The sequence below is a fragment of the Streptomyces palmae genome (assembly GCF_004684805.1).
GTDB classification, from domain to species: Bacteria; Actinomycetota; Actinomycetes; order Streptomycetales; family Streptomycetaceae; genus Streptomyces; species Streptomyces palmae.
Window position 1 is genome coordinate 1 of the sequence record NZ_SRID01000060.1, and the last position, 24,760, is coordinate 24,760.

The window sequence follows — 24,760 nt, forward strand, 5'->3', positions numbered from 1 at the left end:
GTGATCGCTCGCGGTGAGTGGGTGGGGTGTCTCTCCGTGGGCTTGGCGTCTGTGCTTGGGGATGGCTGGATTCGGTGCCTGGCTGGGCGTGCCGTACGTGCGCGGGGCCGGGGCGAGGGGCGGTGGCCGGCTGCGGGCGCGGAGGTGACGACGGGCGGCCGCTCGGATGTCGTACGCCGTTCAACTCCCGTTCGACCGGGGGCGCGACCGTATGCCCGCAGTGATGAGCATGAATCCGGCCAACTGGGAGATCACAATGCCGCTCAGCCGCAGAGACTTCGCCAAGCGTTCCGCCTACACCGGGGCCGGGGTGGCCCTGGTCGGCAGCGCCGGGGTACTCGCCACCGCGCCCGGGGCGCTCGCCGCCGACAAGCACGGTCCGCAGGCTGCGGGGCACGGCCGCGAGCTGGGCTACGGGCCGCTGGTCCCGGACCCCGAGGGCCTGCTCGCGCTGCCGGCCGGCTTCTCCTACCGGATCATCACCCACTGCGGGGTCACCACCCTGGAGTCGGGCGAGACCACCCCCTCCAACCACGACGGCACCGGGACCTTCGAGGGCTCCCGCGGCGCCACCCTGCTGGTCAACAACCACGAGCTGAAGGGCCCGCGCAGCGCCTGGGAGCACCCGGTGCCCCTGGTCGAGGGCCTGGTCTACGACCCCGCGGCCTCCGGCGGCTGCACCGTGGTGGAGGTCTCCAAGCACGGTGACCACGTCACCGAGTGGGTGGGCATCGCCGGTACCTCCACCAACTGCGCGGGCGGGACCACCCCCTGGGGCACCTGGCTGACCTGCGAGGAGAACACCGACCGGGCCGGCCAGAACGGTATGACCAAGGACCACGGCTATGTCTTCGAGGTGGACCCGCACGACCGGCGGGCCAACCTCGCCCCCAAGCCGATCAAGGCGCTGGGCCGCTTCGACCACGAGGCCGTGGTGGTGGACACCAAGCGGGGCCACCTCTACCTGACCGAGGACTCGGCGGGCCCCAACGGCCTGTTCTACCGCTGGACGCCGCCGCAGGGCTTCACGCACGGCCGCGGCAAGCTGCGCGGCCTCGCCGAGGACGCGGGCGTGCTGGCGGCGGCCAAGTGCTTCGACTCCAGCGGCCGGTTCGTCGACGACCTGTCCCGCGCCACCGAGATAGGCACGGTCTACGGGGTGGACTGGGCGCCGGTGGCCGACCGTGACGCCAAGACGGTGCCGGTGCGCAAGCAGTTCGGTGCCGGCGAGGTCACCCGCGCCCGGAAGCTGGAGGGCCTGTGGTGGGCCGACGGAGGCGCGTACGTGGTGTCCTCCTTCGCCCGCGCGGAGAGCCCGGTGGCCCACGACGGGCAGGTGTGGTTCTACGACCCCAAGCGGCGCACCCTCACCCTGAAGGTCCGTTTCGGCGTCAACCAGGACCCGTCGCGGGACGGTGCCTTCGACGGCCCGGACAACATCACCGTCTCGCCCTACGGCGGACTGGTCATCGCCGAGGACGGCGAGGGCGTGCAGCACCTGTTCGGGGCCACCGAGGACGGCCGTACGTACCCGATCGCCCGCAACGACCTGAACATCGGCACCGCCGAGGCTCCGGAGTACAGCGAGTTCACCGGCGTGGTCTTCTCGCCCGACGGACGCACCCTGTTCGCCAACATCCAGACCCCCGGCATCATGGTGGCCATCACCGGCCCCTGGCGGCGCCAGCACTCCCGCGGCTGACCCCCGGGCACGCCGACCGCCAGGCTCGGGCCTGGGCTCAGCCGGCGGACGACGGCCGCTCCCGAACCGACGGGAGCGGCCGTTCCCGCGTGGACGGGCGCGGTCGTCCGGGGCGTCCCGGTGGGCCCGGCCGGGGCGGCCGGCGCACCGCCCCGGTGCCAAGGGCGGGTGCTCGGCCGTCTACCGCGGCAGCTTGATCGTGAACCCGCTGCCCTCGGTGTAGTTGAGGACGCCCCCGCGCTGGGGCACGTCGAGGACGAGTTTCCCGGTCACCGCTTGACCCGGCTTGTACGTGGTGTCCAGCTCCGGCCCGTCGAGGATGACGAGGGTCGTGGCGTCCTGGGCCGCGGTGTCCGCGTTCTCCCATTCGATCTCGCCGTAGGTGAGCAGGTGCACCGTGTTCTCGCCGACGTTCTTCAGGGTGAGGCCGAGCCGCAGGTACCGCCCCTTGGCCGCGAGGGTGGTGTCGACCTCGGCAGGCTCGTCGATGTACGTGGTCTCGTCGACGGTCACCTGGAAGGTCGTCTTCTTGCCCGATTCGGAGTCGGCCAGCGTGAACGTGCCGGACTCTCCGAGGCCCAGAGCCTTGCCGGCCGCCGTCTCCGCGGGCTTTTCGCCGTCCGTCCCGGCCTTCTCGTTCTGGCAGCGCTTCACCCACTCCACGTGAGTGATCCGCGGGTCGGAGCAGTCGAGGCCGGCCTGAGCGGGGGGCTTGTCGGCCGCGGAGTCGTTGTCGCCACCGCTTCCGCAGGCGGCGGTGAGCGGCAGCAGGCCGAAGACGGCGAGGGCGGCGATGGTACGCGTGCGCATGGTGGTCCCCTGTGATCAGATGAGAGCAGGGAGACCGTATCTCCGCCGTGGTGGGGCGGGGAGGCAGGCGTCGTCGAATCGCGGTGCGCACGGCGGAGTTCGCGTTCGCGCAGTCCCGGGTATCCGCACGGCTCCGATCGCTCCTGCCGTGGGAGCGGAGCGCGGCGACGGCGCGTCATCGCCCGCCGCCGCGGTGCCGGGCAGGCCGGCGGAGCCCGCACAGCGAGTGCGGGCGCCGCCGGCCTGCGGAGCGTCAGAGGGCCTTGGCGCCGGGCTTGACCATGCCCCGGACGGTGCGCGAGTCCACGTACTCGCCCAGCGCGGTCATCTCCCACTCGCCGGAGAACTGCCGGATCATCTTGGCCATCAGCACACCGGTGCGCGGTTCGGCGTGGGTGAGGTCGAAGCGCACCAGCTCCTGGCCGGTGCCGGCGTCCAGCAGCCGGCAGTAGGCCTTGGCGACATCGGTGAACTTCTGCCCGGAGAAGGAGTTGACCGTGAAGACCAGGCCGGTCACCTCCGGCGGCAGGGAGCCGAGGTGCACGGTGATCACCTCGTCGTCCCCGCCGCCCACGCCGGTGAGGTTGTCCCCGGAGTGCTGGATGGTGTGGCCGAGGATGGACAGCTTCCCGAAGAAGCAGTTGTCGATCTTCTTGCGGTCCACCCCGTAGGCGATCACCGAGGCGTCCAGGTCGATGTCCTTGCCGCGGAACGCGGGCTCCCAGCCCAGACCCATCTTGACCGTGGTCAGCAGCGGCTTGCCGCCCTTGACCAGGGAGACGGTCTGGTTCTTCTGGAGGTTGACCCGGCCCTTGTCGAGATTGATCTTGCCGGTGCCGGCGGCGGCCGGGGGAGCGGCGGCTTTGGCCCGGCGTGCCTCGTCGGCCTCCCTGGCCTTGGCCACCGCCTCCTCCTGGGCGGCGATCTGGCCCTCCAGGCCGCCCTTGACCGGCTTGGGGGTCAGCGCCGCGGTGACATTGATCGGCGGCACCTCCTTGGGCGGGATCAACCGGGCCTGCATCTCCACCTGCGGGATCAGATTCGCGCGAGCCAGCCCCGCCGCCTGCCCCGCGGCGCTGTCGGCGAGCTTGTTGTACATGCCGAGCACGGAGTTGACGACCCCGATGAAGAAGTTCTGGATGGCGGTGCCGGCCGCGATGAAGGTGTTGATGACACCGATCCCGGCGTTCTGCGCCGTGGCCACGATCCAGGCCCACACCTGGCCGATCAGCGTGCCCAGGGCGGTGAAGACCTGACCGATCATCTGCACCTGGATGCTGATGAAGTTGGCGGCGATCAGGACCGCCAGCTTGATCTCGTCCCAGTAGGCGATGACCACGATGATGATCCCGATGACGCCGAGCAGGACCGCGGCGACGGCGAGCCAGGGGTTGTCGCGGAGGGCGGCGCTGACCTCGTCCCAGTAGACGATCAGCAGGACGATCACCGCGATCAGCGCGATGACCGCGATCACCACCAGATAGATCGGGTTCATCGCCATGATCGCGTTGAACACCGCGTTCGCGGCGGAGGCGAGTTCGGTGGCGCCGGTGAAGGCCTGGATGACCTGACCGGCCTGGGTGAACATACCGCCCGCGGCCGACAGCAGGTCCATGTAGTCCTTGGTCGACTTGTTCGGCTTGTCCCAGGCCTCGCCGAGCTTGGTCACCGAGTCGTACAACTGCGGGATCGACGTCATGAGGTTGCCGAGTTCGGTCGCGCCGGACGAGATCCGCTTGCTCAGCGACTCCGCCGCCGCGGCCGCCCCCTTGTCCCCGGCCCCCGTCAGCGCGGTGCCGACCCCGTCGGCCAGCTTCTTCTCGAAGGCCTTCTCGGCGGGTTCCAGGTTGACCCCCAGCGCGGCGTCATGGGCCGCGTCCGCCATCTTTCCGCTGGGGCCGAAGAGCACCTCCATGGCGGGGCCGAAGTCCGGACTGCTCCGGGCGGCCTTCGCGGCCCGATGGGCGATGGGGCCCTCCGCCCCCCAGGTGAACTCGATCGCGTCCCCGAGGGCGTCCTCGAACCGGAAGCTCCTGATCGCCTTCTCGATCTCCGCGTCGGAGGCGTTGAACCGCGTGCGCATGTGCTCGGTCCACTCGCCCATGCGCTTCTCGATGAAGGGCTGCATCTCGGCGATCGGCGCCGAGTAGATCTTCCAGATGTTCTGGACCGTCCCGGTCGCTCCGAGCGCCAGGTCCTTGAGCAGCTGGAGGTTCGCCTCCCCCTGACGGTAGGCCGCGTTGACCGAGGGGAGGGCGTTCTCGACAGAGCCGGTCTTCACTTCGATGTGCTGGGCGAGCTCGCCCGCCTTGCGGGCGATGACGTCGACACTGCGCGTCCAGTCGAGGAGTTGGCCCTGCGCGGTCCTGACCTGGAACACCACCTTCTCGTTCACGGCGGTACTGAACCCCTGGAGTTGGAGCACCAGCGCCTCCCGCAACTGGACGACGGTGTGCATGATGTCGCCCGACGTCATGCCGACCGAGCGCATCACCGCGTACATCTGGTCCAGCAGCGCGACCACGCCCTCCGGAGTCACAACCGCCGCACCTCATCTCGCCATCGACTCGCTGATCGTTTCCTGTTCGCGCCGCAGCTGGTCCGCCAGCTGGCGCACATAGTGCCAACGCTCCTCGGTCGGCAGGCCGAGGATCTCCTCGCGCCCCCAGTGCAGGTGGTACGCGAGGAAGAAGACCTCCTGGCGCAGCCTTTCCTCCTCTCCTACGAAGCTGCCAAGAAATTCGACATGTCGATCGCCGCGTCGTAATCGCGCCCGCAGCCGCCGCAGTTGACGGAGCGCTGCATACTGACGCCGAGGCCGCGGCTGAGCATGGCCTGGTCGATGAGGCGCCGGTCGGAGAGGGTCATGTCGCTGAAGACGGCGCTTCCCAGGGCCTCCAGCCTGGGCCTGGGCATATCGCCCATCGACTTGAGGCAGCGCGCCATCAGGGCGTTCTTCCCCCGCGAGGCGTTGTCCCTGCTCGCGGCGGCGATCCGCTCCTCGTCCACACCGGTGGGATACCGGAAGACCAGCACGTCGAAGACGGTTCCCGACCGGTCGACATACCCGTCCTCCAGGCGTACGACGAGGTCTTCGAGGACCTCGTCGCCCCCCAGCCTGACCACCTCCAGCTCGGCCAGGTCCTCGACCAGGACGGTCGCCTCCTGGCAGGTGGGGCAGGAGTAGGTGGCCTGCATCTCGGCCCCGAAGGTGATCTCCCGCAGCTTCATCAGCAGGTAGTGCCGGTCGGCCGAGTAGAGCTGCTGGGCCACCCGGAGGCCCGGGTTCTCGATGGTTCCCAGCCGGACCAGGCAGTTGCCCAGAAGCTCGGAGATCATACGGGCGCCGTTCGAACGGTGGCGCTTGTCGGCCATGATGGCCTCGTCCCGGCCGGTCATCTTCCTGAGCACGGCGGTCCGGTGGACCTGCCCTTCGGCGTCCTCGTATCCGACGGGCAACTCGAACTCGAACTCGCGATTGCGTGGCAGCGCCCTCTCCCCGTCCATGCGTCAGGACACCCTTTCCAGACCGTTGTGCTCGATCTCCACTGTCTGCTTGAACAAGTTGGTGGACCCCGCTTCCAGGTCGGTGAACTTGGACGACTTGACCCAGCCCTCGTAGAACGCGAAGCGCAGCACCTCCTGGCCGTTCTCCAGTTTCAGCACCGCGCCGTTGCGCCGGACGGACGAGCCGCCGCTGGCGCCGTTGAGCGAGAACATCTCCCGGAACCAGTCCCGGAACAGCTTGTCGAAGGGGCTGCCGTCCACATTGCGTTCGATCACCAGGGTTTCGAACTTGACCACTCCGCTCGCGATCTTCCGCACCACGGGGGAGCCGCCGTCGGGCTGGTCGATGGTCTCCGCGGTCCCCTCGCTCAGCCCGGTCACCTTGGTCACCGGGCAGGCCGTTCCCTCGATCTCGAGCATGAATCCATGGGTTCGATAGGACTCATGGAAAGTCAACTCGGCCACATCCGCCTCATTTCGCTCAGGTGTCCTTTGCCACAGCGCCGCTGTCCTGCTGGCCGACGACGATCAGGATCGTCTCGGCGGGCTTCACCGGGTAGAAGAAGACCTCCACCGTGAAGTTCCCCGCGTTCACCTCGGACGGGGGGTTGTTCTCCGCATCGCACTTCACGGAGAACACCTCCTCCGGAGGGTCCGATCCGAAGGCGCCCTGCCGCCACAGCCCGAGGAGGAACGGCGTCACCACATTGAGCCGGACCCGTCGGCGCAGGTCCTCCGAATGCGGCTCCTGGGCCACCCATCGCAAGCCGTCACGCAGGGAGGACTTCACATGGTTGAACAGACGCCGCACATTGACATAGAGCCATCGGGTGTCGGTGCTGAGCGTGCGCGAGGCATCCACGACGACGCCCGACCCCGGAATGGCCCGGACACCGTTGACACCGCCGTTCCGCACCAGGTCGGTGTGGTCGGCGTCGGTCATGTCGAACTCCACGCCGAGTGCGGAGGCGAGACGGGCCTCGTCCCCGGCAGGCGCCTTCCACACCCCGCGCGCCTCGGCGACGCGGGCGTACATCCCCAGGATGTGGCCGACCGGGGGGACCAGCAGCAGGGGGTCGCGGCCGTCGGTGTCCAGGGGATTGACGATGCTGATCCAGGGGGCGTAGAGCGCCCCGTACACCTTGCGGCCGCGGAAGGGCGCCGCGTACTCCTTCGTTCCTTCCAGGTCGCTGCCCTGGGGCGGTGAGCCGACGAACATCGCGTCGCCGCGCTGCTCCACGTAGTCCAGGCACGCCGTCACCACCCCGGGGGAGTCGGAGTCGGGGCAGGCCAGCAGCTGGATGTCGACGGTGTCGAAGGCGAACAGTCCGGTGCGGGCGGCGGGGTCGCCGATGAAGTCGATGTCCCGCGGCGGGTCGCCGTCCGTTCCCGCCGTGGTGCTGCCGACCCGGTACGTCCCCGCCGCGGGCATGTCGGCCACCGGGCCCGATGGGCTCTTGAGGTCGGTGGCGATGACGAACCGGGAGCCCGCGTGCTGGTCGTTCACGACCGCACCGACGGACCAGGGCAGCCCGTCCTGCATGGACAGGGACTCGAAGCGCTCGACCTCACGGCCCTGGTCGTCGACCACCAGATCGAACTCCGCCGAGCGGAGGCGGGTGAGCTGGGCGGGCACCGCGGCGGGCAGATCGCCGCCGGTCCAGGTCATGTACTTCTCGGATTCCGAGACCTGCTCGACGGTCCCGGGCTGGCTGACTCCGGCTACCGGCTCCGCGTGCGTCAGCCCGAGCGGCCCGGTGGCGTCGTGCCCGGCGCCCGCCTGCACGGCGATCGACGAACCGCTGCCGAAGCTGTCCGACATCAGGACCAGCTTCCCGTCCGGGGCCAGTGCCGCGGAGAAGCCCTGGGCCTGGCGGTTGACCGCCGCGACCACCTCCTTGGAGGTGATGTGGTCGAGGCCGCCGGCGAAGTCCGCCGCCGTGAAGGCGATCTGGACGGGCTTCCCCGAGTCGTCCACCGTCACCGCCATGCCGGCATCGGCGGGAAGGGCGGCCGCCATGCCGCCCGGTGCCGCCACCATGCCCCGGCTCTCCAGGCGGACGGCCGATCCCACCGCCAGCCCGCCCGTCGCGGTGAGCGCCACCAGGGCGCTCCCGGCCGCCACTGCGGCGCCGCCATGGGCCGTGCCCGCGAAGCCCAGGGCCGCGGCAGCGGTGCCCCCCACCGACAGCCAGGCATTCGGCCCGGAGCCCGGACCCACCAGCAGCAGGGCTCCGTCGGGGGTGGTCACCGTCCGGACGCCGAGGGTCTGCCGCGCGATGACCGCGGCCACCTCCGCGGCCGTCGCCGCGCCGATCGTGGTGAAGTCCGCGGCCTGGAAGGTGATCGTGACGGAGGCGCCGGCCACGTGGATCTCCAGCGTCTGCTGGTCCACCAGGGCGAACGGGCCGGTCTTGGCACCGCGGACCTGGGCCGGGAGGGCGGATACGGCACGCGGGTTCTCCGCGACCGTCACCGACAGGCGGTTGCCCCAGTCCCCGGGATCCTGCCGCCCCCGGTAGCCCGCGGTGATCGCCAGGATGGGGGTCGTCCCGCCGAGGTCCGGCAGCACCACCTCGGCGGGCTTGCTACCGACCCGGTCCAGCACGCGCACCGCGTACGCGTCGGCTCCGCCGTTGTCGAAGAAGCCGCGGACCGCGTGCGCTCCGTACAGGCCCTTGGTGGCCCCGCCGAACCGCGCGGCGTAGTCGTTCATGCCCCGCAGCGCGACCGGTGTGTCGAGCACGCCGCGTTCGGCGCGCAGCAGGAAGCCCGCCACCGAGACGGGCGCCGCGGTGATGGTGGGCGCCGCCCGTCCGTCGACCTCGACGACATTCACTCCGATGTTCAACGTCATCGCTGGTCCCCTCTACGCCTCGGCGGCCGAGCCGCCGCTGGGCTGCTGGCCGACGACGATGGTGACGGTCTCGGCCGGCCGGACCGGGTAGAAGTAGACCTCCAGGCGGAAGTTGCCCTGGTCGACTTCGGCGGCCGGATTGTTCTCCGCGTCGCACTTGACGGTGAAGACCTGCTCCGGTGGATCGGCCCCGAAGGCCCCCTGCCGCCAGAGCCCGAGCAGGAACGGCGTGACCACGCTGAGCCGGACCGAGCGCCGCAACCGCTCGGTGTGCGGCTCCTGGCGCACGAAGCGCAGACCGTCCCGGAGCGAGGACTCGACGTAGTTGAACAGCAGCCGGACGTTGACGAACCACCAGCGGGTGTCCGTGGACAGGGTGCGGGAGGCGGCCACCACGATTCCGCCGTCCCGGTCCGGACGCACCCCGTTGACCAGGCCGTCGCGCACCAGGTGGGTGTGCTGCCGGTCGGTGAAGCGCGCGGCGGTGTCCAGGGCACCCCGCAGCTGCGCCGCGGTGCCGGCGGGTGCCTTCCAGATGCCGCGCTCCAGATCGGTTCGGGCGTACAACCCCAGCACATGGCCGTCGGCCGGGACGAACCGGGTGGCGGCAGCCCCCGCCGCCTGCGGATCGGCCACCTGGATCCAGGGCGCGTACAGGGCCCCGTACACCTTGGCCGCGTGGAAGTCCGAGGCGTACTCGACCACGGTCTCGAGGTATTCGCTGTCGAGGTCGCCGTAGTCGGCCGGGGCGCGTGGCACCGTGCCCGCGACCCGCACCGCGCGGTCGGGTGCCGAGCCGACGAAGCAGGCGTCGCCGCGCCGGGCGCAGTAGTCCAGGGCGGCGAGGACCACCGTGTGGCGATCGCTCTCGTTCAAACCATGGACGTCCGGTACGGCGAGCAGCTGGATCTCGGTGGTGTCCAGGGCGTGCAGTCCGGTGCGGGCCGCGGCGTCACCGGTGTACGCCTTCGCGTCCGCGTCGGCCTCGGTGCCCTCCTCGCTCAGGTCGGCACCGGTGACCGGCGCCGGATAGCCGAGCCCGGCGCCGGCGGTGTCCGCGGTGAGGTCGGTCAGCAGGAGGTAGCGGGATCCGCTGACCGGGTGGTTGAGCCGGGCGACCGCGTAGTCGGGGGACCCCGGCACCATGGTCAACCCCCGCCAGTTCTCGACGGTGGTGTGGTCACCCGTCGGATCCGCGCGGTAGGACACGGTCAACCGGAACTCCGGCGTCGCCACCGTGGTGGTCTTGCTGTCCAGGGCGGCGGCGATCGGCTCCTGCCAGGTCACCGTCCGGGCAGCCGGGTCCACGGCGGTGACCTTCCGGTACGCGGCGGTGCGGCCGGGGCTGAACCGGAGGACCGTCTCCGGCTCGATCCCGTCGACGGACACGAGCGTGGCGGTGGTGGCGTTGGCCGGGGTGTCGGACTTCAGCGCGGTGGTGATCCGCGGATCGTCCGCCACATCGACCCGCAGCCGCTTCCCCCACGGCCCGGGGTCATGCTCCCCCCGGTAGCCCGCGGAGACCTTCAGCACGGCCGCGGGGTTCACCTGCCGGTCCTGGAGCGTCCGCGATGCCGGGAGGCTGTCGGCCCCCACCACCCGGGACACGTACGCGGTCGTGCCGCCGTTGAGGAAGAACCCGTCCAGCGCGTAGCCGAGGAACCCGTCCGGGCGGTATCCGCCGAAACGGTCCCGGAACTGGGCCGGACCGGTGAGCCGTACGGGTCGGTCGGCGGGGCCGCGCTCGGTCAGGCCGACGAAGGCCGCCACGGACGTCGGCGCGGCGGTGATCGCCGGTCCCGCGGTGCCGTCGACCTCGAGAACGTTCACTCCTACGTTGGACGGCATACCGTACGGTCCCTTCGCTGTCGCTTCATGGACGGGGCGCCATCCCTTCGTCGTCCTCCGGGGTATCCGGTCGGCCGGCCCGGACCTCGGAGCGCCGCACCAACGGGAGCACCTCGCGCGGACCGGTCTGCATACGGGACCCCACCCGGATCCGCACCGGCCCGGGGCCGGTCTCCTGGCACTCCTGCCACCAGGGCACGGGCAGCATCCACACGGGCGCCGGCATGTCGTCGATCCACAGGGGGCGGTCGTTGGAGAGCCGGCTCAGCACGCCGTTGTGGATCGCCGTCCGCTGGCCGGGGTCGGTGCCGGCGACGGTGATCCGGTAGTCGGCGGTGTACGCGCGGGCCGGCGGACGGACCGCGCAGACCGTGAGCGGTCCGCTGGGCCGAAAGCTGTCGCGCTGGCGCGCGTAGCCGCTCCGGTCCGCGTCCTCCCGGACCTCGGTACCGGACACCTCCACCCGGGGCACGGCCCTCCCCGTCGCGCTGTCGGACGCCGCCAGCTCCACCGGGACGGTCACCGACACCGACGAGCCACCGGCGGGGAAGCCGCCGCGGACCGGGGAGTCGGCCGCGAACGCCAGCCGGGTGCGGCCGGGGAGCGACCCGTTCGTCACCTGGACCACGTCGTGTTCCTCGTCCGGACCCTGGCCTCCCTGGAGCAGGATCCGGTTGCCCGGCGCGAACCCGGAGGCGTACGCCGGCTCCACCGTCTGGTCGCCCGGAGCGGCCGAGACCAGCAGCGGCACCCGGTCCAGGCCGGGCGGCCGCAGTCCGGACAGCGCGTCGACCAGCGCCCGTTCGATGTCCCCGAGCATCTCCTCGCGCACCGCGCGGAGCTGGTACACCTCGGCGGTGAACGGGGTGCCGCCGATGGTCTCCAGCCGAAACCGTGTGATCGCGCCTCTGCGGTCGTCCCCGATACCGATCGGGCAGTGCTCCCAGGTGTCCGCGTCGTTGACGGGGATGAACCAGCGGTGCTCGCTTCCCTGAGAGTCCTGCGCGTCCGTATAGGACAGGGCCAGGTAGAAGGGCAGCTGAGGTGTGCCGTGGGCCGGTGGGTCGGCCCGGATCCACAACCTCAGCTCCTCCCAGTCGGTGAGGTCGAGCGGGGCCGCGGGAGCGAACTCCGCCGCGGCGGCCGGCCCCCCGTCGTAGCGCAGCCGGTTGACGGCGACCTCGCGATCGAGGAGGGTCCCCGTCCCGACGGTCACGTCGAGGGCGGGGTCGGTCGGGTGCCAGGGGGTCGTGGTGTCGTGCACCAGCAGCGTGGTCATCGGGCGCCTCAGCCCGGCGAGACGTCGTGGCGTGTGCGCGGGAGGGCGCCGCGGGCGCCGCCGGGTGCCGTCGGCGGCTCGCTGTTCCGCTCCAAGGCCCGCCTCCTCTCGCTCCCGGGGCCGGGGCCGGGCCGCGCATGCCGCGATGCGGCCCGGTCCTCAGCCTGCGCCGGGCAGCGGCCCGATCCGGCCCCGACAGGCATCCGCTGATCCAGATGGAGCGGCGGATTCACCCTCGGGACAGCAGCGGTCCAGGGCGTCAGAGGGTGGCCGCGCCGGTGGCGATCGCCGCGATTCCGGCGATCAGCAGGATGATGACCACGCCGATGGCCCTCTCGCCGTCCCGTCGCTCGGCCGCGAGGTCGGGCGTGTAGACGCTCGGGTCGGAGGGGGCGTAGTGAAGGGTGAGTTCACGGCCGAGGGACCGGCTCGGATCGGGGATGCCCTCGCGGCACAGGACGGTGACGCGGATGCCCGCAAGGGTGGTGAAGGCGACGACGGGAGCGTGGTTGACGATCGTTTCGCCCTCTCCGTCGGTGTAGACGTCCCTGGTGACGGCCACGACCCGGGCCGGGACGGCGACGGCCGTGGCCAGCAGGGCATCTCGGGTGCGCGCGTTGCGGACGTCGGGACTGAGCGCGGCGGAGACGGTGACCAGGGCACCGAAGCCGAGCAGTGCCCACGGGTAGCCCCAGCGGACGGCCGCATGGATCACCAGCCCGACGAGGAGCAGGGCGACCGCGCAGTTCGGCACGCCCCGGCCGGTCCTCTCGTCCATGGGCAGGAGTGCGACGCGGTACCGGTGCGGCCGCCCGGGCGGGTAGCGCACCTCGACCTCACGGCCCACCCAGGCTTCCTGGAGCGCGTCGCCGTGCTTGCCGGCGTTCGGCAGGACGAACTCCCGCCCGGTGGCGGGGTCCTGGAAGGCGACCGTCACCGGGATCCCGGGCCGCTTGGAGGCGCCGTGCGCCGGCTGCTCCACCGCCACGACGCGTGCCCGCACCCAGACCGCTCGCTGGGCCGGGGTCAGCCCGGCCAGCGAGAGCCCGTAGCCGAGCAGCGCCAGTCCCGCGGGCACCGCCCACCACAGCTCCAGCACCTGGTACCCGCTCATCCGGCATCACCCACGGAGATCGAGCACAGGACCAGGGCTCCGTGCAGGCCGATCTCCGAGGCCCGTGTCGGCTCGCGGCCGTTCTCGTCGTGCTGCATCTGAGGACCTCGGTCTCTCGGACGGGCCCCGCGCGATCCCCTGCGCCAGGGCGTCGTGGGGGAGTGGCGTCCGCCGCTCCCGACGGCGATCGCCGGCCCGGGGAGCCGGCCGGGGCGGAACGTCGGCCGAGGCTCCTTCCCGGTCCGGTGCGGGGTGGCATCGGCACAACCGGACACCTCCGGCACCCGGCCGCCTGGGCAGGGCGGGTCGGCGCCGCTCGCCGGCGCCTCGCGCGGCGGTGCCGGGTCACGGCGCCGCGTCGCCCCCGGCGTAGAGGTAACCCCCGGGCCGGGCGGGGTCGGCGACCAGCAGTATCCGGTCGCCGGCGCGCGGGATCCGCAGCTTCGACACGATGGTCTGCAAGGTGATCCGGTCCTCGGTGCCGACGGGCTCAAGGACGAGGTCCACGACCGGATCGAAGTTGACCAGCTTTCCCGTGTCGCTGATGGACACGACGACAGCGGGGGTCGTCGGCGCCCCCGCCGCCAGCAACTGCCGTACGACCAGACCGGAGTTGTACGCGCCGATCGACTGCTGGACCCTGCCGAAGTCCTCCTTGCCGAGGAAGGCGCGCGTCATACGGCTGTGGAAGCCCTTGCCGCTCGCCATCTTGTTGGCCAGTTCGACGGCCCGCTCCTCGCGGCTCTTGCGCTTCCCGAAGATTCCCATGGTGTTCTTCCCCTCTGGTGGTGCCGGGCGCGGGCGTACACGGCGCACACCGGGCACGGGCCCGGGTTGCGGTAGCGGGGCCCGTCCCCGCCGGCGGTGCCTGACGGTGTGGACGGTAAGTGGCCCGGTGCGCCTACCGATCCCAAGTTCGCCCGCCCCTCCCGGTCGTCGTACGCTCCTCCCATGCCGCTGCCCCCGAGCCTGTCGACCGGCGAGCGCCGATCGCGCGCGATGGTCATCGACCACGCCTGGCGTGGCCTCGGACCGGGGCTGGAATCGCTGAGCGGCCCCGGTGGGGCGCCGCTGACCCGGACGGTCAAGCTGATCGTGCTGCCGCTGATCGTCAGGCCGGCCCTTCGCCCCGAACTCGCGGTGGACTTCCTCGGCCCGGACCAGGCCGCCCGCCTCGACGGCCTGATCCGGGAGTCGGGTGCGCGTCTCGCGGCGACGGCCCAGTGGTACACCCTGCTCAAGAGGGCCCGCCGGACGCTGGGCATCGTCGCGGGCAGCCCCCAGGACCTCTACTTCCAGCGCTGCTTCGAGCTGGCCACCACTTACGGAGCGCCTGCCGCCGACGCGGAGGCCAGGGCCAGGGCCGTGGTCGAGGAGGTGGCGGAGACCGCCGACGGACGCACGGTGGAGGCGCTGAAGGGGTACCTGGCCGACGCGGCCCGACGCACCCGGCTGGAGGGAGAACTGGCCGCCGCCTGGGAGAGTCGTTCCCCGGCGCCGGCGGCCGAGGCGACCGCGGCGGTGGTACGGGCGGCCGAGGTCCTGGAAGCCTGCGGCACCCCTGACCGGTCGGGGGACTCGGCGGAGTACGCGTCCATGGTCGAGGCGGGACACGGCGGCCTGTTCGGCCGGGCCCTGTGGGGACAGGCGGGCGGAGTCTGGGGCGGCGAGGACCTGCCGGCGAGCCTGGGACTGACCGCGCGGCAGGTGCCGCCGCGTCCGGAGATCGGCCAAGGCGCCTCGACGGCCACCCTTCCGGCGCCGCTGGATCGCACCCTCTTCGAACGGCTCTTCACCGTCCTGCAGTCCTCGGCCCGGCGGGAGGAACTGCCGACGGTTCCGGAGCTCGTCGGGCGGGAGGCCGGTCGCGGTTGCGCTCCGCTCGGACTCCACGACGAGAGCCTGCGCGTCGCCCTGGTCCTCGGCGGGCGGCTCGCGGTCGGCCTCGATCCGCTGGGCACCGGAGCGCCCGCGGCCGGGCGGACGGCCGCGCACCGGGCGGTCAACAGCCGCTGGCGACGGGAGGCCTCGGTCCTCCGCGCCCGCAGGATGACCGTCTCCCCCCACCCCGATCCGGACGGCGGCGCACTGGAGGCCCTGGCCCAGGACCTCCGTGCCCCCTGGGCCGCCTATATGCGGCGGCTGTGGGTGCGGCTGCACGGCCGGGACGTCCGCGACGCGCCCCTGGAGGACCTCGCGTCGGCCTGGGCGGTGCTCGACGGCGTCGCCCGCTCGGTGATGATGGACCACCGCGCCAGGGTCCGGTCGGCGCTGCGCGCACTGTCGGCGCCCCCCGCGCGGGCGGCCGAGCAGAGGAGCACCTGATGGCGCGGGACCCCATGGACGTCGAGGTCACCCGGGGCGAGGACGGCACGGTCCGGATCGCCGCCGGGACGGACGCCGCCCGCGGCCGGGCCGGCGGCGATGTGCCCACCGGGGGCTGCGACGTCACCCGGGCCGTCCTCGACGCCGCCGGCGCCGTACTGGCCTGGCCGGTCCTCGGCGGCCTCGGCCTGCCTTCCGCGGAGATCCATGACCCCGGACGGGCCCAGCAGTGGCTGTGGGCGCTCTACGGCGAGCACGTCGCCGCCGCTGTCCACGACTGTGCGGCACGTGAGCCGGCCGGGGTGCGCGCGATGGCGGATCCGACCGCCCTCGCGGGCAGCGCCGCCCGGCTCGGCCTCGGGCACTGGGCGGCCCGCTGGTGGCCGGCCTCGTACCCGGACGCGATCCCGGCGCTCGAACCGGACCTGCTCGGGCTGGAACTGGCCGCCCTCACCCACCAGTGCCAGCAGCTCTTCGACGACGAGGGCGATCAACCCGACGACTGCGCGGCCGAACTGATCGGGGAGCACCAGGCCGCCCTCGACCCGCTCGTCCAGTGGTGGCGCGACACCTCGCAACCGGCGGCGACCGCCCTCCACCTGGACCGCGTCCTGCGGCTGATCGACGACGCGGCGGACAGCGCCGGGCTGGACGGGCCGGCCCTGCGCCACCTCCGTACCTCCTTGGACCGGCGCCGTCCGGCCGCGACGCCGATCGACCCCGGAGCGCTGTTCACACGGCACGGCGGCGGCTACGCCCTGGCGGCGGCCGGACCACCGGCCGGCGCCGGCAGGGTGATCGCCCGGGGTTCGGGGACCAACGACTGGCGCCGCTACCCGCCCGGTTTCGTCGACGCGGCCGAGAACGCGGTGACCTGGACCGCCCGTGCGCTCGGCGCCCGGCGGCAGATCGAGGTCGAGGTCCTCGCCCACGTCTCGGCATCCACCGTCGGGGCGCCCCTGGTCGCGGAGATCCGCCTGAACGGCGGCCAACCGAACCGGGTGGCCCTCGACAGACGGGACGACAGCTGGAGCGGCCGGGCGGACCTGGACCTGCCGGCCGGGGCGACGGAGCCGCGCATCGAGGTCGGTGTCCTGCTGCCCGGCTTCGACCCGGGTCCCGGAGCCGGGACCCGCGCCGACCGCGACGCGGTCCGTGCCCTGGTCCGGCGGCGGCTGACCGCCGTGGCACACCCCCTGCCGCAGGACACGGCTTCGTACGACGCCGCCCTGGGGCCGTTCCTGGCCGAGACCGCCGCCGCTGCCACGGGTGAGGACTACTGACGGATGCCGTACGAGGACGGGCACGACGACGAGGGCGCCGGCGCGGTGGTGCGGCTGTACGGGGAGCCGTTCGACAGCGGCTTCGCCCGGGCCGCGGAACACCTGCTGGCGGCCGAGACCACGGCCGCGCGCGCCGTGTACGAGGAGATGCTCGCCGTCGCCGAGTCCATCGAGGACTCGCCCGACGTGCGGTTCCTGCGGGCGCACCTGCTGTCCGACCTCGCGAGCGTGCTGCGCACCGCCTCGGACCTGCCCGGTGCGCAGGAGGCCGTCGAACGGTCCCACGGCCTGCTGGACGGCGTCGCGTCGGTGCCGATGGGGCCGCGCGGCCGCCAACTGTGGCTGGAGGTCCTGCTGAAGACCCTGCTGGCCAGGGCCGACCTGCTGCGGGTGACCGGGCGTCTGGACGAGGCACTGGCACGTCTCGACGAGGCCGCGGCCGCACTGCACGAGTTCGACGATCCGGAGGGGCTGCGCGCGGCCGAGATCGGGCTGAACCGCGTGCTGCTGCTGATGGATCGGGGCGAGTGGGGCGCGGCCGAGGAGAACGCCTCGGCGCTGCTGACCACCGTGCGGGCGACCGAACTGGAGACCGTGCCCCGGCTGCTGACCGCCCTCGGCCTGATCTGCTCCTCGACCGGACGGTTCGACCAGGCCGAGGACTACCTCGCCCGCGCGGAGGAGCGCTACCGGGCGCTGGGGGACACCGGCGAGCAGCGGTCCCTGCTCGCGCACCGTGCGTACGTCGCGATGGAGCGGGGCGATCTCGACACCGCCGAGCGGCTCTTCGCGGAGGCGTCCGCGTTCTTCGAGCGGCAGCGGCGGTTCGGCGATCTGGCGGTCTGCGAACAGGCCCGTGCCCATCTCGCCGGGCAGCGCGGCGACATCGCCGGCGCGGGTGAGCTCATGGCGGTGAGCCTGGCCCGGTTCGAACGACTCGGTGCCTCGATCGCCGCCGCCGACACCAGACTGCTGGGCGCCCAACAGGCGTATGACCGCGGCGACGTCGCCGAGATGCAGCGGTTGGCCCAGGAAGCGCGCGAGGTGTACCAGGAGCGGGAGGTGTACGAGCGATGCGCGCAGGTCGACCTGATGCTCGCGCGGGCCCTCGAGGACAACCTGAACCGCACGGACCACGGGGACCACGAGAGGGAGTCCCTCGCCACCGCGCTCTCCCTCGCCCTGCCCGCCGCACTGACCCTGGAGGCGGCACGCTACGACTTCGTCACCGCCCATGCGCGCAGCCAGTGGCTGGAACTCGCCAACGACGCCATGCGGTTGGTCTTCCGCCTCGCCCTGCGCCGACAGGACCAGGGGCTCCTCTTCGAACTGGTGGAACACCGCGCCGCGGGCGCCTCCCTGGCACTGGACCGTACGCCGCTGTTCGCGCGGGACGCCTCGCCCGCGGAGCCCCCGGGGTCCGCCGAGGACTCCGCTGCGGTCTTCCCGAGTGCGGCCATGAAGGCGCACGGGCACCCCGACGGCCCGGTGGCGCTCGGAGGGGTCGCGGCCGAGGCCGCCGTCTCCGCCGGCCTGCGTGTCGCACCGCCGCCGAAGGTGCGGATGTCGGCGGATTCCGGCCGTGTCGCGCTCCAGGAGTACATCGCGGCCGCGGAGTTCCGCTACCACCGGCCGATCGTGAACGCGGACGAGGTGCCGTTCTGGAGCACGGACGACCTGGCGGGCCGTCCGGTGGTCCAGATCCGGCTGGCCGACGCCGGCGACCTCTTCATGACCTGGATCTGGGCCGGCGGGGCCAGCGGGTTCGGCACCGGCCAGGGGCTCGAGGACGAGATCGACCGGGCGGTCCGCGCCCTGGCCGCCGCGCTGCCGGGAGCGGCCGAGGGAGCGGAGGGGATGCGGCGCGCCTTCGACTCGGGGGCGTTGGCCGATCGGGAGAGCGAGCGGCGGCTCGCGCGGCTGTTGGCCGAGGCGCTGTGGCCGGAGGCCCTGACGGCGCAGATACGCCAGGTGTCGGAGCGTCTGGGCCGTCCGCTGGTGCGGATCCAGCCGTCTCCCCGGGTGGCCCAGGTGCCCTGGGAGCTGCTCGCCGTCGACGCGGACGGCACACGGCTGATCGATCTGGCGGATGTCGTGACCACCGTGCCGGCGTCGTTGCGGCGGCGGCACCCGGCCGCACCTCCGACGGCGGATACGGTCACGGATACGGACCCGGACACCGACGCGGTCGTTCTCGTCCTGGACCCCCGGGTCCCCGGATTCCGGGCCGACTCCCCGCTCGGCTCGGTCCTGGGCCCGCCCGGATCGGACCCGGAGCTGCTGGCGCTCCTCCGCGGTCGCCTCGACGCGGGCGCGGTCCTGCCGTCCGTCGCCGGCCCGGCCGAGGCGTTCCGCCGCACCGACCTGGACCGGGACTGGCTGAGCGGGGTCCTCCGCAAGGGGGCGCGCAGACTCATGTACGTCGGGCATGTGAGCGGCGCGCCGGTCGAGGGCGGGCAGAGCGAGGACGGCGCGCTCCATCTGTGCTGCGGTTCCCAGACCGACGGCCTGGTCGATCCGGTCCGCACCCATCGGCCGCTGTCGGCCAAGGACCTCCTGCTGGGCACGCTGCCCCTGAGCGCGGACGGTGAGCCCGGCGCGAGGATCTGGCCCGCGCCGCCGCGGGTCGCGCTCATCGGCTGCGAGAGCGGTGGCGATCTGCGGTTCGCCGAGTCGTTCGGCCTGGCGACGGCCATGCTCCACAACGGTGCCGAGCTGGTCACCGCCACGCGCTGGGTGCTCCCGACCAGCTTCGCGTTCCATCGGCTGGCCGGCCTGCCCGCGTCCGTACGCCCGCTGTCCGAGGCGATCGTGGCCGTCGACACCGCGCACGAGCACCGCGATCCGGTGCGCCGGCTCGGCCGCTGGCAGCGCGAGCAACTCGACCGGTGGCGTGCCGGTGGCCGGATCGAGCACTCACCCCTGCTGTGGGCCGCCATGACCTGCATGGTCGTCTGACCGCCGGGCGATCCGCCGGCCCCGTCGCCCACCGCGCGTGCTCGTCGGCACGTTCGACCACACCGATGAGGCCGAACGGGGTGCGCGCGACCTCCACCCAGCGACCCGCGACCGCCTCACCGGCCCGGGCCGCCCCGCCCGCGAGGACACGGGCGGGGCAGCCCTCACCGGGCGCTCGACTCCGCCCTATCCGGTGATCTTCCCGTTCGTGTAGAAGACGTTGTGATAGTCGGTGGGCAGATCCGGGTTGATCCACACGTTGTTGCTGCCCGCGTCGGGCCAGCTACCCGAGCAACTCGAGTTGTGGTAGGCGTCGATGTGCACGTATCCCGACCACCACCAGCCGTCGAGGTTCGTGGTGCTGTGCGGGGTGCCGAAGCAGTTGCTGACCCACTGCCCGTTCTGGTTGTAGCCGGATACCCAGACGGAGTAGACCGTTCCGTCGTTGTCGTAGAAGCGGATCTGGTTGCCGTTGCTGCCGGCCGCGGCGGGCCCGGCCGCCAGGGCGACACCGGCCACCGCCATGCCGAGGGCCGCCACACCCGTACGGATCTTGCTTCGGATACGCATCGTGAATCCCCGCTTTCGATGTTCGATCCGGCCGGAGCGGCCGGATCCCCATGCCCCTCACCGTAGGGAGCGCGTTCCCCGCACCGCCGCCTGAGCAGTGCACGGTCCCCGGCCGCCAGGGACTCACCAGTGCACAACCGACCGCACTCACCAGCCACTTCGCCCCATGCGCCGGCGGCCGACGGCCACGCGGCCGCTCGCCGCGGCGGTCCGGCGGGTGGGTCAGTGGCTCAGTGCGCGCCGGGGCAGCGGGGAGGAGTACACGACGCTGGTCGTCACGGCGCCCAGGCCGCCGATTCGGCCGGCGATCTCTTCCAGGTGGCGCATGGAACGCGCCGCGACCTTGATGACGAAGCAGTCGTCGCCGGTCACGTGATGGGCCTCCAGGATCTCCGGCATCGCCTCGACCAGGTCGTGGAAGGGCTTGTAGTTGCTGTTCGGGTAGCGCAGCCGCACGAACGCCATGATCGTCAGCCCGACCTTGTCCGGGTCCACGACCGCCGTGTAGCCGCTGATGACCCCGGCCTCCTCCAGCCGGCGCACGCGCTCGGTGACCGCGCTGGCCGACATGGAGACGGCACGCGCGAGGTCGGCGAAGCTGGCCCGGCCGTCGAGCTGGAGGAAGTCGAGGATGCGCCAGTCGATGGCGTCCAGGGAAATCACGGTCATGCCGGAGAACTACCACGGATTCCCCGGCGGCAGCAATGAGAGACCGTTGGTCTTCCCTTCAGGGTGCCGGTTTCGGCCCGTAGATTCGAAGGCGTAGGCACCAGCCGGGCCGTCCCGCTCGGCATCACGAAAGGCCCCTTCCATGACCACGACCGTTCCGAACCCCGTCCTGAGCGTCGCCCCCGCGGCCCCCGCCGAAGCGGCCGGCTACTTCCGCGCCTCGCTGCGCTTCCACGCCGACGTGTCCGACGTCGCCGCGGCCCTCATGGACGGAGGCGACCCGGGGTTCGTGCTTCTCGACTCCCGCTCCACCGAATCCTGGGACCAGGGACACATCCCCGGCGCGGTCCACCTGCCCACCGCGCTCATCCCCGACCGGGCCGGGGACCTGCTCGACAGGTCGGTGCCCGTCGTCACCTACTGCTGGGGGCCCGGCTGCGACGGCGCCACCCGTGCTGCCCTCGCCCTCGCCGAACTCGGCTACCAGGTCAAGGAGATGCTCGGCGGATTCGAGTACTGGGCGCGCGAGGGATTCGCGTACGAGACCTGGCAGGGTCCGGAGCGCCGCGACGCCGACCCGCTGACCGCCCCGGTCGCGGGCGCCTGCGGCTGCTGAGGCCACCGCGGCGTCTTGCTGCCAACTCCCGTACCAGCAGGGTTGGTTGTGCGGTGATCCGCGTACGATCCCGGGCATGGCCTCAGTGATCGAGCCGCTGCCGAACGGTGCGCCCGCACGGCTCGGCGGCTATCTGATCCTCGGAATTCTCGGTTCCGGTGGCATGGGGACGGTCTATCTGGCCCGCGGCTCCGGGCGCCGGGTGGCGCTGAAGACGGTCCGGCCCGAGCTGCTGCGCGACCAGGGGCTGCGAGACCGGTTCGCCCGGGAGGCGGCCGCCGCGGCGGCGGTGCGCAGCCCGTTCGTGGCCGCCGTGCTCGGCTCGGCGCCGCGGACCGGCGTCCCGTGGCTGGCCTCCGAGTTCGTGCCGGGACCGACGCTCGGGCAGGCCGTGCTCCGGCACGGGCCGCTGCCGGTGCCCGCGGTGCGCGCCCTGGCCGGGGCGCTGGGCCGGGCACTGACGGCGCTGGCCGCGGCCGGCGTGGTGCACCGCGACCTCAAGCCGTCGAACCTCCTGCTGGCCGCCGACCGGCCCCGGCTGGTCGACTTCGGTATCGCCCGGGTGGCCGGTGACGCCACCTTGACCACGGCCGGGCAGCGCCCGGGGACCCCGGGCTACATGTCGCCCGAGCAGGTGGTGAAGGGCGAGCTCGGGCCGGCCAGCGACGTGTTCTGCGCCGGTGCCCTGCTGGTGTTCGCGGTGACCGGGCGGCATGTCTTCCTCGATGGTGACCAGGCCGGGACGGACGTCCGCATCGTGTACGGCGAACCCGGACTCGACGACGTACCGGGCACGCTGCTGCCGGTGGTGCGGGCCTGTCTGGCGAAACGACCGGCCGACCGGCCCACCGCCGCGGAGCTGGCGGCGGAACTCGACCCGCACGGCACGGCGGCGCGCGCCGCCGAGCGCTGGCTGCCAGCCGGGGTACGCGCCGACATCGCCGAGATCGAACGGGCCGCGGCCGCGTTGGGCGCCGGCTCCGGGCGGCCGGCTCGGCGGCGTGCCGTGCTCGGCGCGGGCGGGGCCCTGGCACTCGCCGCCGGCGCCGCCGTACTGGCCCGGCCGCGCTCCGGCTCAGGCGCCGACCGCGCCCCCACCCCGCGCTGGAGCGGGGCCCCGGGCGTGGTGCCGCGGCCCCTGTGGTCCTACGACCGGGCCGCGGCGAATCCGTCCTTCGCGCCGGTCGAGGCGGACGGGGTGGTGTGCTTCCCGGACGCCGGCGGGCGCATCACCGGATACGACCCGGTCTCCGGCGAGCGGCGCTGGCACGGGCCGGCGGCCAGGGCGCTGCTCGGCGGACGACGCCCGGTGGCCCTGGGCGCGGACGGCACCGTCCTGCTCCTGGACGCCGGTAGCGGTGCGGTGCGCCGCCGGGTCCAGGCCGACGCGGACCGCTTGCTCGCCGCCGACGACGACACCGCGTACGTCCTGGATCGCGCCGGGCGGATCCGGGCACTGGGGACGGCCGACGGCCGGCAGCGCTGGGACCGGCCGCTGCCGGTGCCCGGCCCGGTCGGCGCGGCCGCCGGGCAGGGGCTGCTGGTGGTGGCCTCCGGTACGGGAGCGGTCACCGCGCTCTCCGCCGGCGGCGAGCAGCTGTGGCGGCATCCCGCGGCCGGGAGGGCACCGTCCGGCACGGGAACCGGCGGCAGGCGGCCGGCCGCACCGTACCGGCCCGGGATCTCCCCCCAGGTCGTGGTGGTGGGCGGTGGACGCTCCCTCATCGGCCTCGACCCGGCCGGCGGCGGCCGGCTGTGGTCGCTGCCCGCGGACGAGGATCAGGGCTTCGGCGAGCCCGCGGTGGCGGGCCGGACGGTGTACGTGGCGGACGGCGGCCAGCTGCGGGCCGTCGGCGCGGTGGCCGGGAAACCCTTGTGGACCGTGCCGGCCGGTGGTGAACTCGCCTCGCGCCCCGCGCCGTTGACGACCGCCTCCGGGGTGCATGCCGCCTTGGCGAATCCCGAGCTCGGCACGGTCGCGGTGCATACCGGTCGGGCCGCCGAGCAGTACCGCTACGCCCCGGCCGGCCTGGCGGGCAGCCGCTGGCTGGGTGCGGTGGTGCGCGGCGCCGTGGTGTGGCAGCGCGGCCCGGCCGTCCGCGCGCTGCCGGGACTGTGAACCGGACCCGCACGGGGCCGAGGAACCGAGAAAAACCGAGAACCGAGAAAAACCGAGAACCGAGAAAAACCGAGAAGGGGGATGGGTGTGGTCCAGGGGCTGCTTCCGGAGGATCCGCGTGTCCTGGGGCCGTACCGGCTGCTGGCCCGCTGGCCTGGGCCCGAACCGGGTTTCCCGGCCGGGGCCATGTACCTGGGCCGGGACCGCGAGCTGACACCCGCGGTGCTCTGTGTGCTGCCCGGCCCCGCGTGCGAGGCGGCCACCGAACTCAGCCTCCGGCCGGTGCCCGGTGTCCCGACCGTACGCGAGCTGTCCACCGATGCCGAACCCCGCTGGGCCGCGCTGGCGTACACCCCCGCGGTGACCCTGTCCGAGGTGAGGGGATCCGCCGAGGGGTCCGCGATCCTGGCACCGCACCAGGTGGCGGCGCTCGGCGGCGCGGTCGCCGGCACCCTGGCCGCGCTGCACGCCCGGGGCATCGGTTACGGCGCGGTGTCCCCCGCGGGGGTCTGGCTGACCACCGGGCGACCGCTGCTGATGGCCCTGCACGCCTGCCGTACCGGGCCGAACCCGGCGGCCCGGGCCGCCGGGGTACGGCCGGAGCCGGTCAGCCGGGTGTCGACGGTGCCGGTGGCCTTCATGGCCCCGGAAGTGGCCGCCGGAGGCACCGCCGCCCCGGCCGCCGACGTCTACGCGCTGGGGGTGCTGCTGGCGTACGCCGCCACCGGACGGCTCCCCTTCGGCGACGGCCCACCGCCCGTACTGGCCTACCGCGCCCTCCACGACCGGCCCGCACTGCTCGGCATGGAGCAGGACCTCGCGGAGGTCGTCACCGCCGCGCTGGCCCCGCGGCCGGAGGACCGCCCGACCGCCGCCGAACTGGTCCGGATCCCGATGTCGGCCTCCGGCGAGGTGGACCGGCCGGGCCCGCCGCCCGGCCGGGTGGTGGCCGCGCTGGCCCTCCGTGCCCAGCGGATCGCCGAACTCGACCCGGACGGGCAGGGTCCGACCACCACCCCCACGGCGTCGGCCACCCGGTTGCTGAGGCGAGGCGCGCCGGTCGGCCCGGACCCCGTGGCCACCCCCGCCACTCAGGGCACCAC

The 24,760-nt window shown here is 73.0% G+C and carries 17 protein-coding genes and 1 pseudogene; 7 read left to right on the forward strand and 11 right to left on the reverse strand.

Annotation, left to right across the window (positions count from 1 at the left end; translation table 11 throughout):
- Positions 1 to 256: 256 nt before the first annotated feature.
- Entirely contained in the window at positions 257 to 1,702 is a 1,446-nt protein-coding gene (locus E4099_RS09515) for an alkaline phosphatase PhoX (RefSeq protein ID WP_135338545.1), read from the forward strand.
- A 180-nt stretch (positions 1,703 to 1,882) separates the two neighbouring features.
- On the opposite strand, the gene E4099_RS09520 is transcribed toward E4099_RS09515, so the two are convergent.
- From E4099_RS09520 to E4099_RS09560, 9 genes and pseudogenes are all read right to left on the reverse strand, one after another.
- Positions 1,883 to 2,512 carry a DUF4352 domain-containing protein gene (locus tag E4099_RS09520; protein WP_135338531.1) on the reverse strand — a complete coding sequence of 210 codons (630 nt, stop codon included), beginning with the start codon at positions 2,510 to 2,512 and terminating at the stop codon, positions 1,883 to 1,885.
- 253 nt (positions 2,513 to 2,765) lie between these two features.
- A pseudogene (locus tag E4099_RS09525) lies at positions 2,766 to 3,380 on the reverse strand (TerD family protein); the annotation flags it as partial.
- 1,853 nt (positions 3,381 to 5,233) lie between these two features.
- Positions 5,234 to 6,019, reverse strand: a complete 786-nt coding sequence (locus E4099_RS09530) for a T4 family baseplate hub assembly chaperone (RefSeq protein ID WP_135338532.1) — start codon at positions 6,017 to 6,019, stop codon at positions 5,234 to 5,236.
- Between the two features lie 3 nt (positions 6,020 to 6,022).
- Positions 6,023 to 6,484 carry a phage tail protein gene (locus E4099_RS09535; protein ID WP_135338533.1) on the reverse strand — a complete coding sequence of 154 codons (462 nt, stop codon included), beginning with the start codon at positions 6,482 to 6,484 and terminating at the stop codon, positions 6,023 to 6,025.
- Positions 6,485 to 6,500: 16 nt separating this feature from the next.
- Positions 6,501 to 8,876: a phage tail sheath family protein gene (locus E4099_RS09540; RefSeq protein WP_135338534.1), complete on the reverse strand. Its 2,376-nt coding sequence runs from the start codon at positions 8,874 to 8,876 to the stop codon at positions 6,501 to 6,503.
- A 12-nt stretch (positions 8,877 to 8,888) separates the two neighbouring features.
- Complete coding sequence (locus E4099_RS09545; protein WP_167828330.1) at positions 8,889 to 10,706, reverse strand: phage tail sheath subtilisin-like domain-containing protein; 1,818 nt, start codon at positions 10,704 to 10,706, stop codon at positions 8,889 to 8,891.
- Positions 10,707 to 10,749: 43 nt separating this feature from the next.
- The gene (locus E4099_RS09550) at positions 10,750 to 12,003 is read right to left on the reverse strand and encodes a hypothetical protein (RefSeq protein ID WP_135338536.1); all 1,254 of its coding nucleotides are present in this window, start codon (positions 12,001 to 12,003) and stop codon (positions 10,750 to 10,752) included.
- Positions 12,004 to 12,262: 259 nt separating this feature from the next.
- Complete coding sequence (locus E4099_RS09555) at positions 12,263 to 13,117, reverse strand: DUF3592 domain-containing protein (RefSeq protein ID WP_135338537.1); 855 nt, start codon at positions 13,115 to 13,117, stop codon at positions 12,263 to 12,265.
- 345 nt (positions 13,118 to 13,462) lie between these two features.
- Entirely contained in the window at positions 13,463 to 13,885 is a 423-nt protein-coding gene (locus E4099_RS09560; RefSeq protein ID WP_135338538.1) for a hypothetical protein, read from the reverse strand.
- Between the two features lie 183 nt (positions 13,886 to 14,068).
- On the opposite strand from E4099_RS09560, the gene E4099_RS09565 reads away from it, so the two are divergent.
- Genes E4099_RS09565 through E4099_RS09575 form a run of 3 tightly spaced genes read left to right on the forward strand, consistent with a single transcriptional unit; the run spans position 14,069 to position 19,683 of the window.
- Positions 14,069 to 15,442: a hypothetical protein gene (locus E4099_RS09565; protein ID WP_245244717.1), complete on the forward strand. Its 1,374-nt coding sequence runs from the start codon at positions 14,069 to 14,071 to the stop codon at positions 15,440 to 15,442.
- On the forward strand, positions 15,442 to 16,725 hold the full coding sequence (locus tag E4099_RS09570) for a hypothetical protein (protein WP_135338539.1): 1,284 nt from the start codon (positions 15,442 to 15,444) through the stop codon (positions 16,723 to 16,725). Before E4099_RS09565 ends, E4099_RS09570 begins: the two co-directional genes overlap by 1 nt.
- Positions 16,726 to 16,728: 3 nt before the next feature.
- Positions 16,729 to 19,683 (forward strand): CHAT domain-containing protein, encoded by a 2,955-nt coding sequence (locus E4099_RS09575; protein ID WP_135338540.1) that lies wholly within the window; start codon positions 16,729 to 16,731, stop codon positions 19,681 to 19,683.
- Between the two features lie 186 nt (positions 19,684 to 19,869).
- Here the strand turns inward: E4099_RS09575 and E4099_RS09580 are convergent, their stop codons facing one another.
- Positions 19,870 to 20,253, reverse strand: coding sequence for a hypothetical protein (locus E4099_RS09580; RefSeq protein WP_135338541.1), 384 nt, complete (start codon positions 20,251 to 20,253; stop codon positions 19,870 to 19,872).
- Positions 20,254 to 20,475: 222 nt separating this feature from the next.
- Complete coding sequence (locus tag E4099_RS09585; protein ID WP_135338542.1) at positions 20,476 to 20,922, reverse strand: Lrp/AsnC family transcriptional regulator; 447 nt, start codon at positions 20,920 to 20,922, stop codon at positions 20,476 to 20,478.
- 142 nt (positions 20,923 to 21,064) lie between these two features.
- Here E4099_RS09585 and E4099_RS09590 point away from each other — a divergent pair, with 142 nt between their 5' ends.
- From E4099_RS09590 to E4099_RS09600, 3 genes are all read left to right on the forward strand, one after another.
- Positions 21,065 to 21,538: a rhodanese-like domain-containing protein gene (locus tag E4099_RS09590; RefSeq protein ID WP_135338543.1), complete on the forward strand. Its 474-nt coding sequence runs from the start codon at positions 21,065 to 21,067 to the stop codon at positions 21,536 to 21,538.
- A 76-nt stretch (positions 21,539 to 21,614) separates the two neighbouring features.
- Positions 21,615 to 23,657 (forward strand): protein kinase domain-containing protein, encoded by a 2,043-nt coding sequence (locus E4099_RS09595; protein WP_135338544.1) that lies wholly within the window; start codon positions 21,615 to 21,617, stop codon positions 23,655 to 23,657.
- An 81-nt stretch (positions 23,658 to 23,738) separates the two neighbouring features.
- On the forward strand, positions 23,739 to 24,760 hold a 1,022-nt coding region (locus tag E4099_RS09600; protein ID WP_167828331.1), incomplete at its 3' end, for a protein kinase.

What these genes read in the sequence shown, in the direction of transcription:
- E4099_RS09515 (WP_135338545.1), top strand. Translation starts at nt 257, where the DNA reads ATGCCGCTCAGCCGCAGAGACTTCGCCAAGCGTTCCGCCTACACCGGG.
- E4099_RS09520 (WP_135338531.1), bottom strand. Translation starts at nt 2,512, where the DNA reads ATGCGCACGCGTACCATCGCCGCCCTCGCCGTCTTCGGCCTGCTGCCG.
- E4099_RS09530 (WP_135338532.1), bottom strand. Translation starts at nt 6,019, where the DNA reads ATGGACGGGGAGAGGGCGCTGCCACGCAATCGCGAGTTCGAGTTCGAG.
- E4099_RS09540 (WP_135338534.1), bottom strand. Translation starts at nt 8,876, where the DNA reads ATGACGTTGAACATCGGAGTGAATGTCGTCGAGGTCGACGGACGGGCG.
- E4099_RS09550 (WP_135338536.1), bottom strand. Translation starts at nt 12,003, where the DNA reads ATGACCACGCTGCTGGTGCACGACACCACGACCCCCTGGCACCCGACC.
- E4099_RS09555 (WP_135338537.1), bottom strand. Translation starts at nt 13,117, where the DNA reads ATGAGCGGGTACCAGGTGCTGGAGCTGTGGTGGGCGGTGCCCGCGGGA.
- E4099_RS09560 (WP_135338538.1), bottom strand. Translation starts at nt 13,885, where the DNA reads ATGGGAATCTTCGGGAAGCGCAAGAGCCGCGAGGAGCGGGCCGTCGAA.
- E4099_RS09565 (WP_245244717.1), top strand. Translation starts at nt 14,069, where the DNA reads ATGCCGCTGCCCCCGAGCCTGTCGACCGGCGAGCGCCGATCGCGCGCG.
- E4099_RS09570 (WP_135338539.1), top strand. Translation starts at nt 15,442, where the DNA reads ATGGCGCGGGACCCCATGGACGTCGAGGTCACCCGGGGCGAGGACGGC.
- E4099_RS09575 (WP_135338540.1), top strand. Translation starts at nt 16,729, where the DNA reads ATGCCGTACGAGGACGGGCACGACGACGAGGGCGCCGGCGCGGTGGTG.
- E4099_RS09580 (WP_135338541.1), bottom strand. Translation starts at nt 20,253, where the DNA reads ATGCGTATCCGAAGCAAGATCCGTACGGGTGTGGCGGCCCTCGGCATG.
- E4099_RS09585 (WP_135338542.1), bottom strand. Translation starts at nt 20,922, where the DNA reads ATGACCGTGATTTCCCTGGACGCCATCGACTGGCGCATCCTCGACTTC.
- E4099_RS09590 (WP_135338543.1), top strand. Translation starts at nt 21,065, where the DNA reads ATGACCACGACCGTTCCGAACCCCGTCCTGAGCGTCGCCCCCGCGGCC.
- E4099_RS09595 (WP_135338544.1), top strand. Translation starts at nt 21,615, where the DNA reads ATGGCCTCAGTGATCGAGCCGCTGCCGAACGGTGCGCCCGCACGGCTC.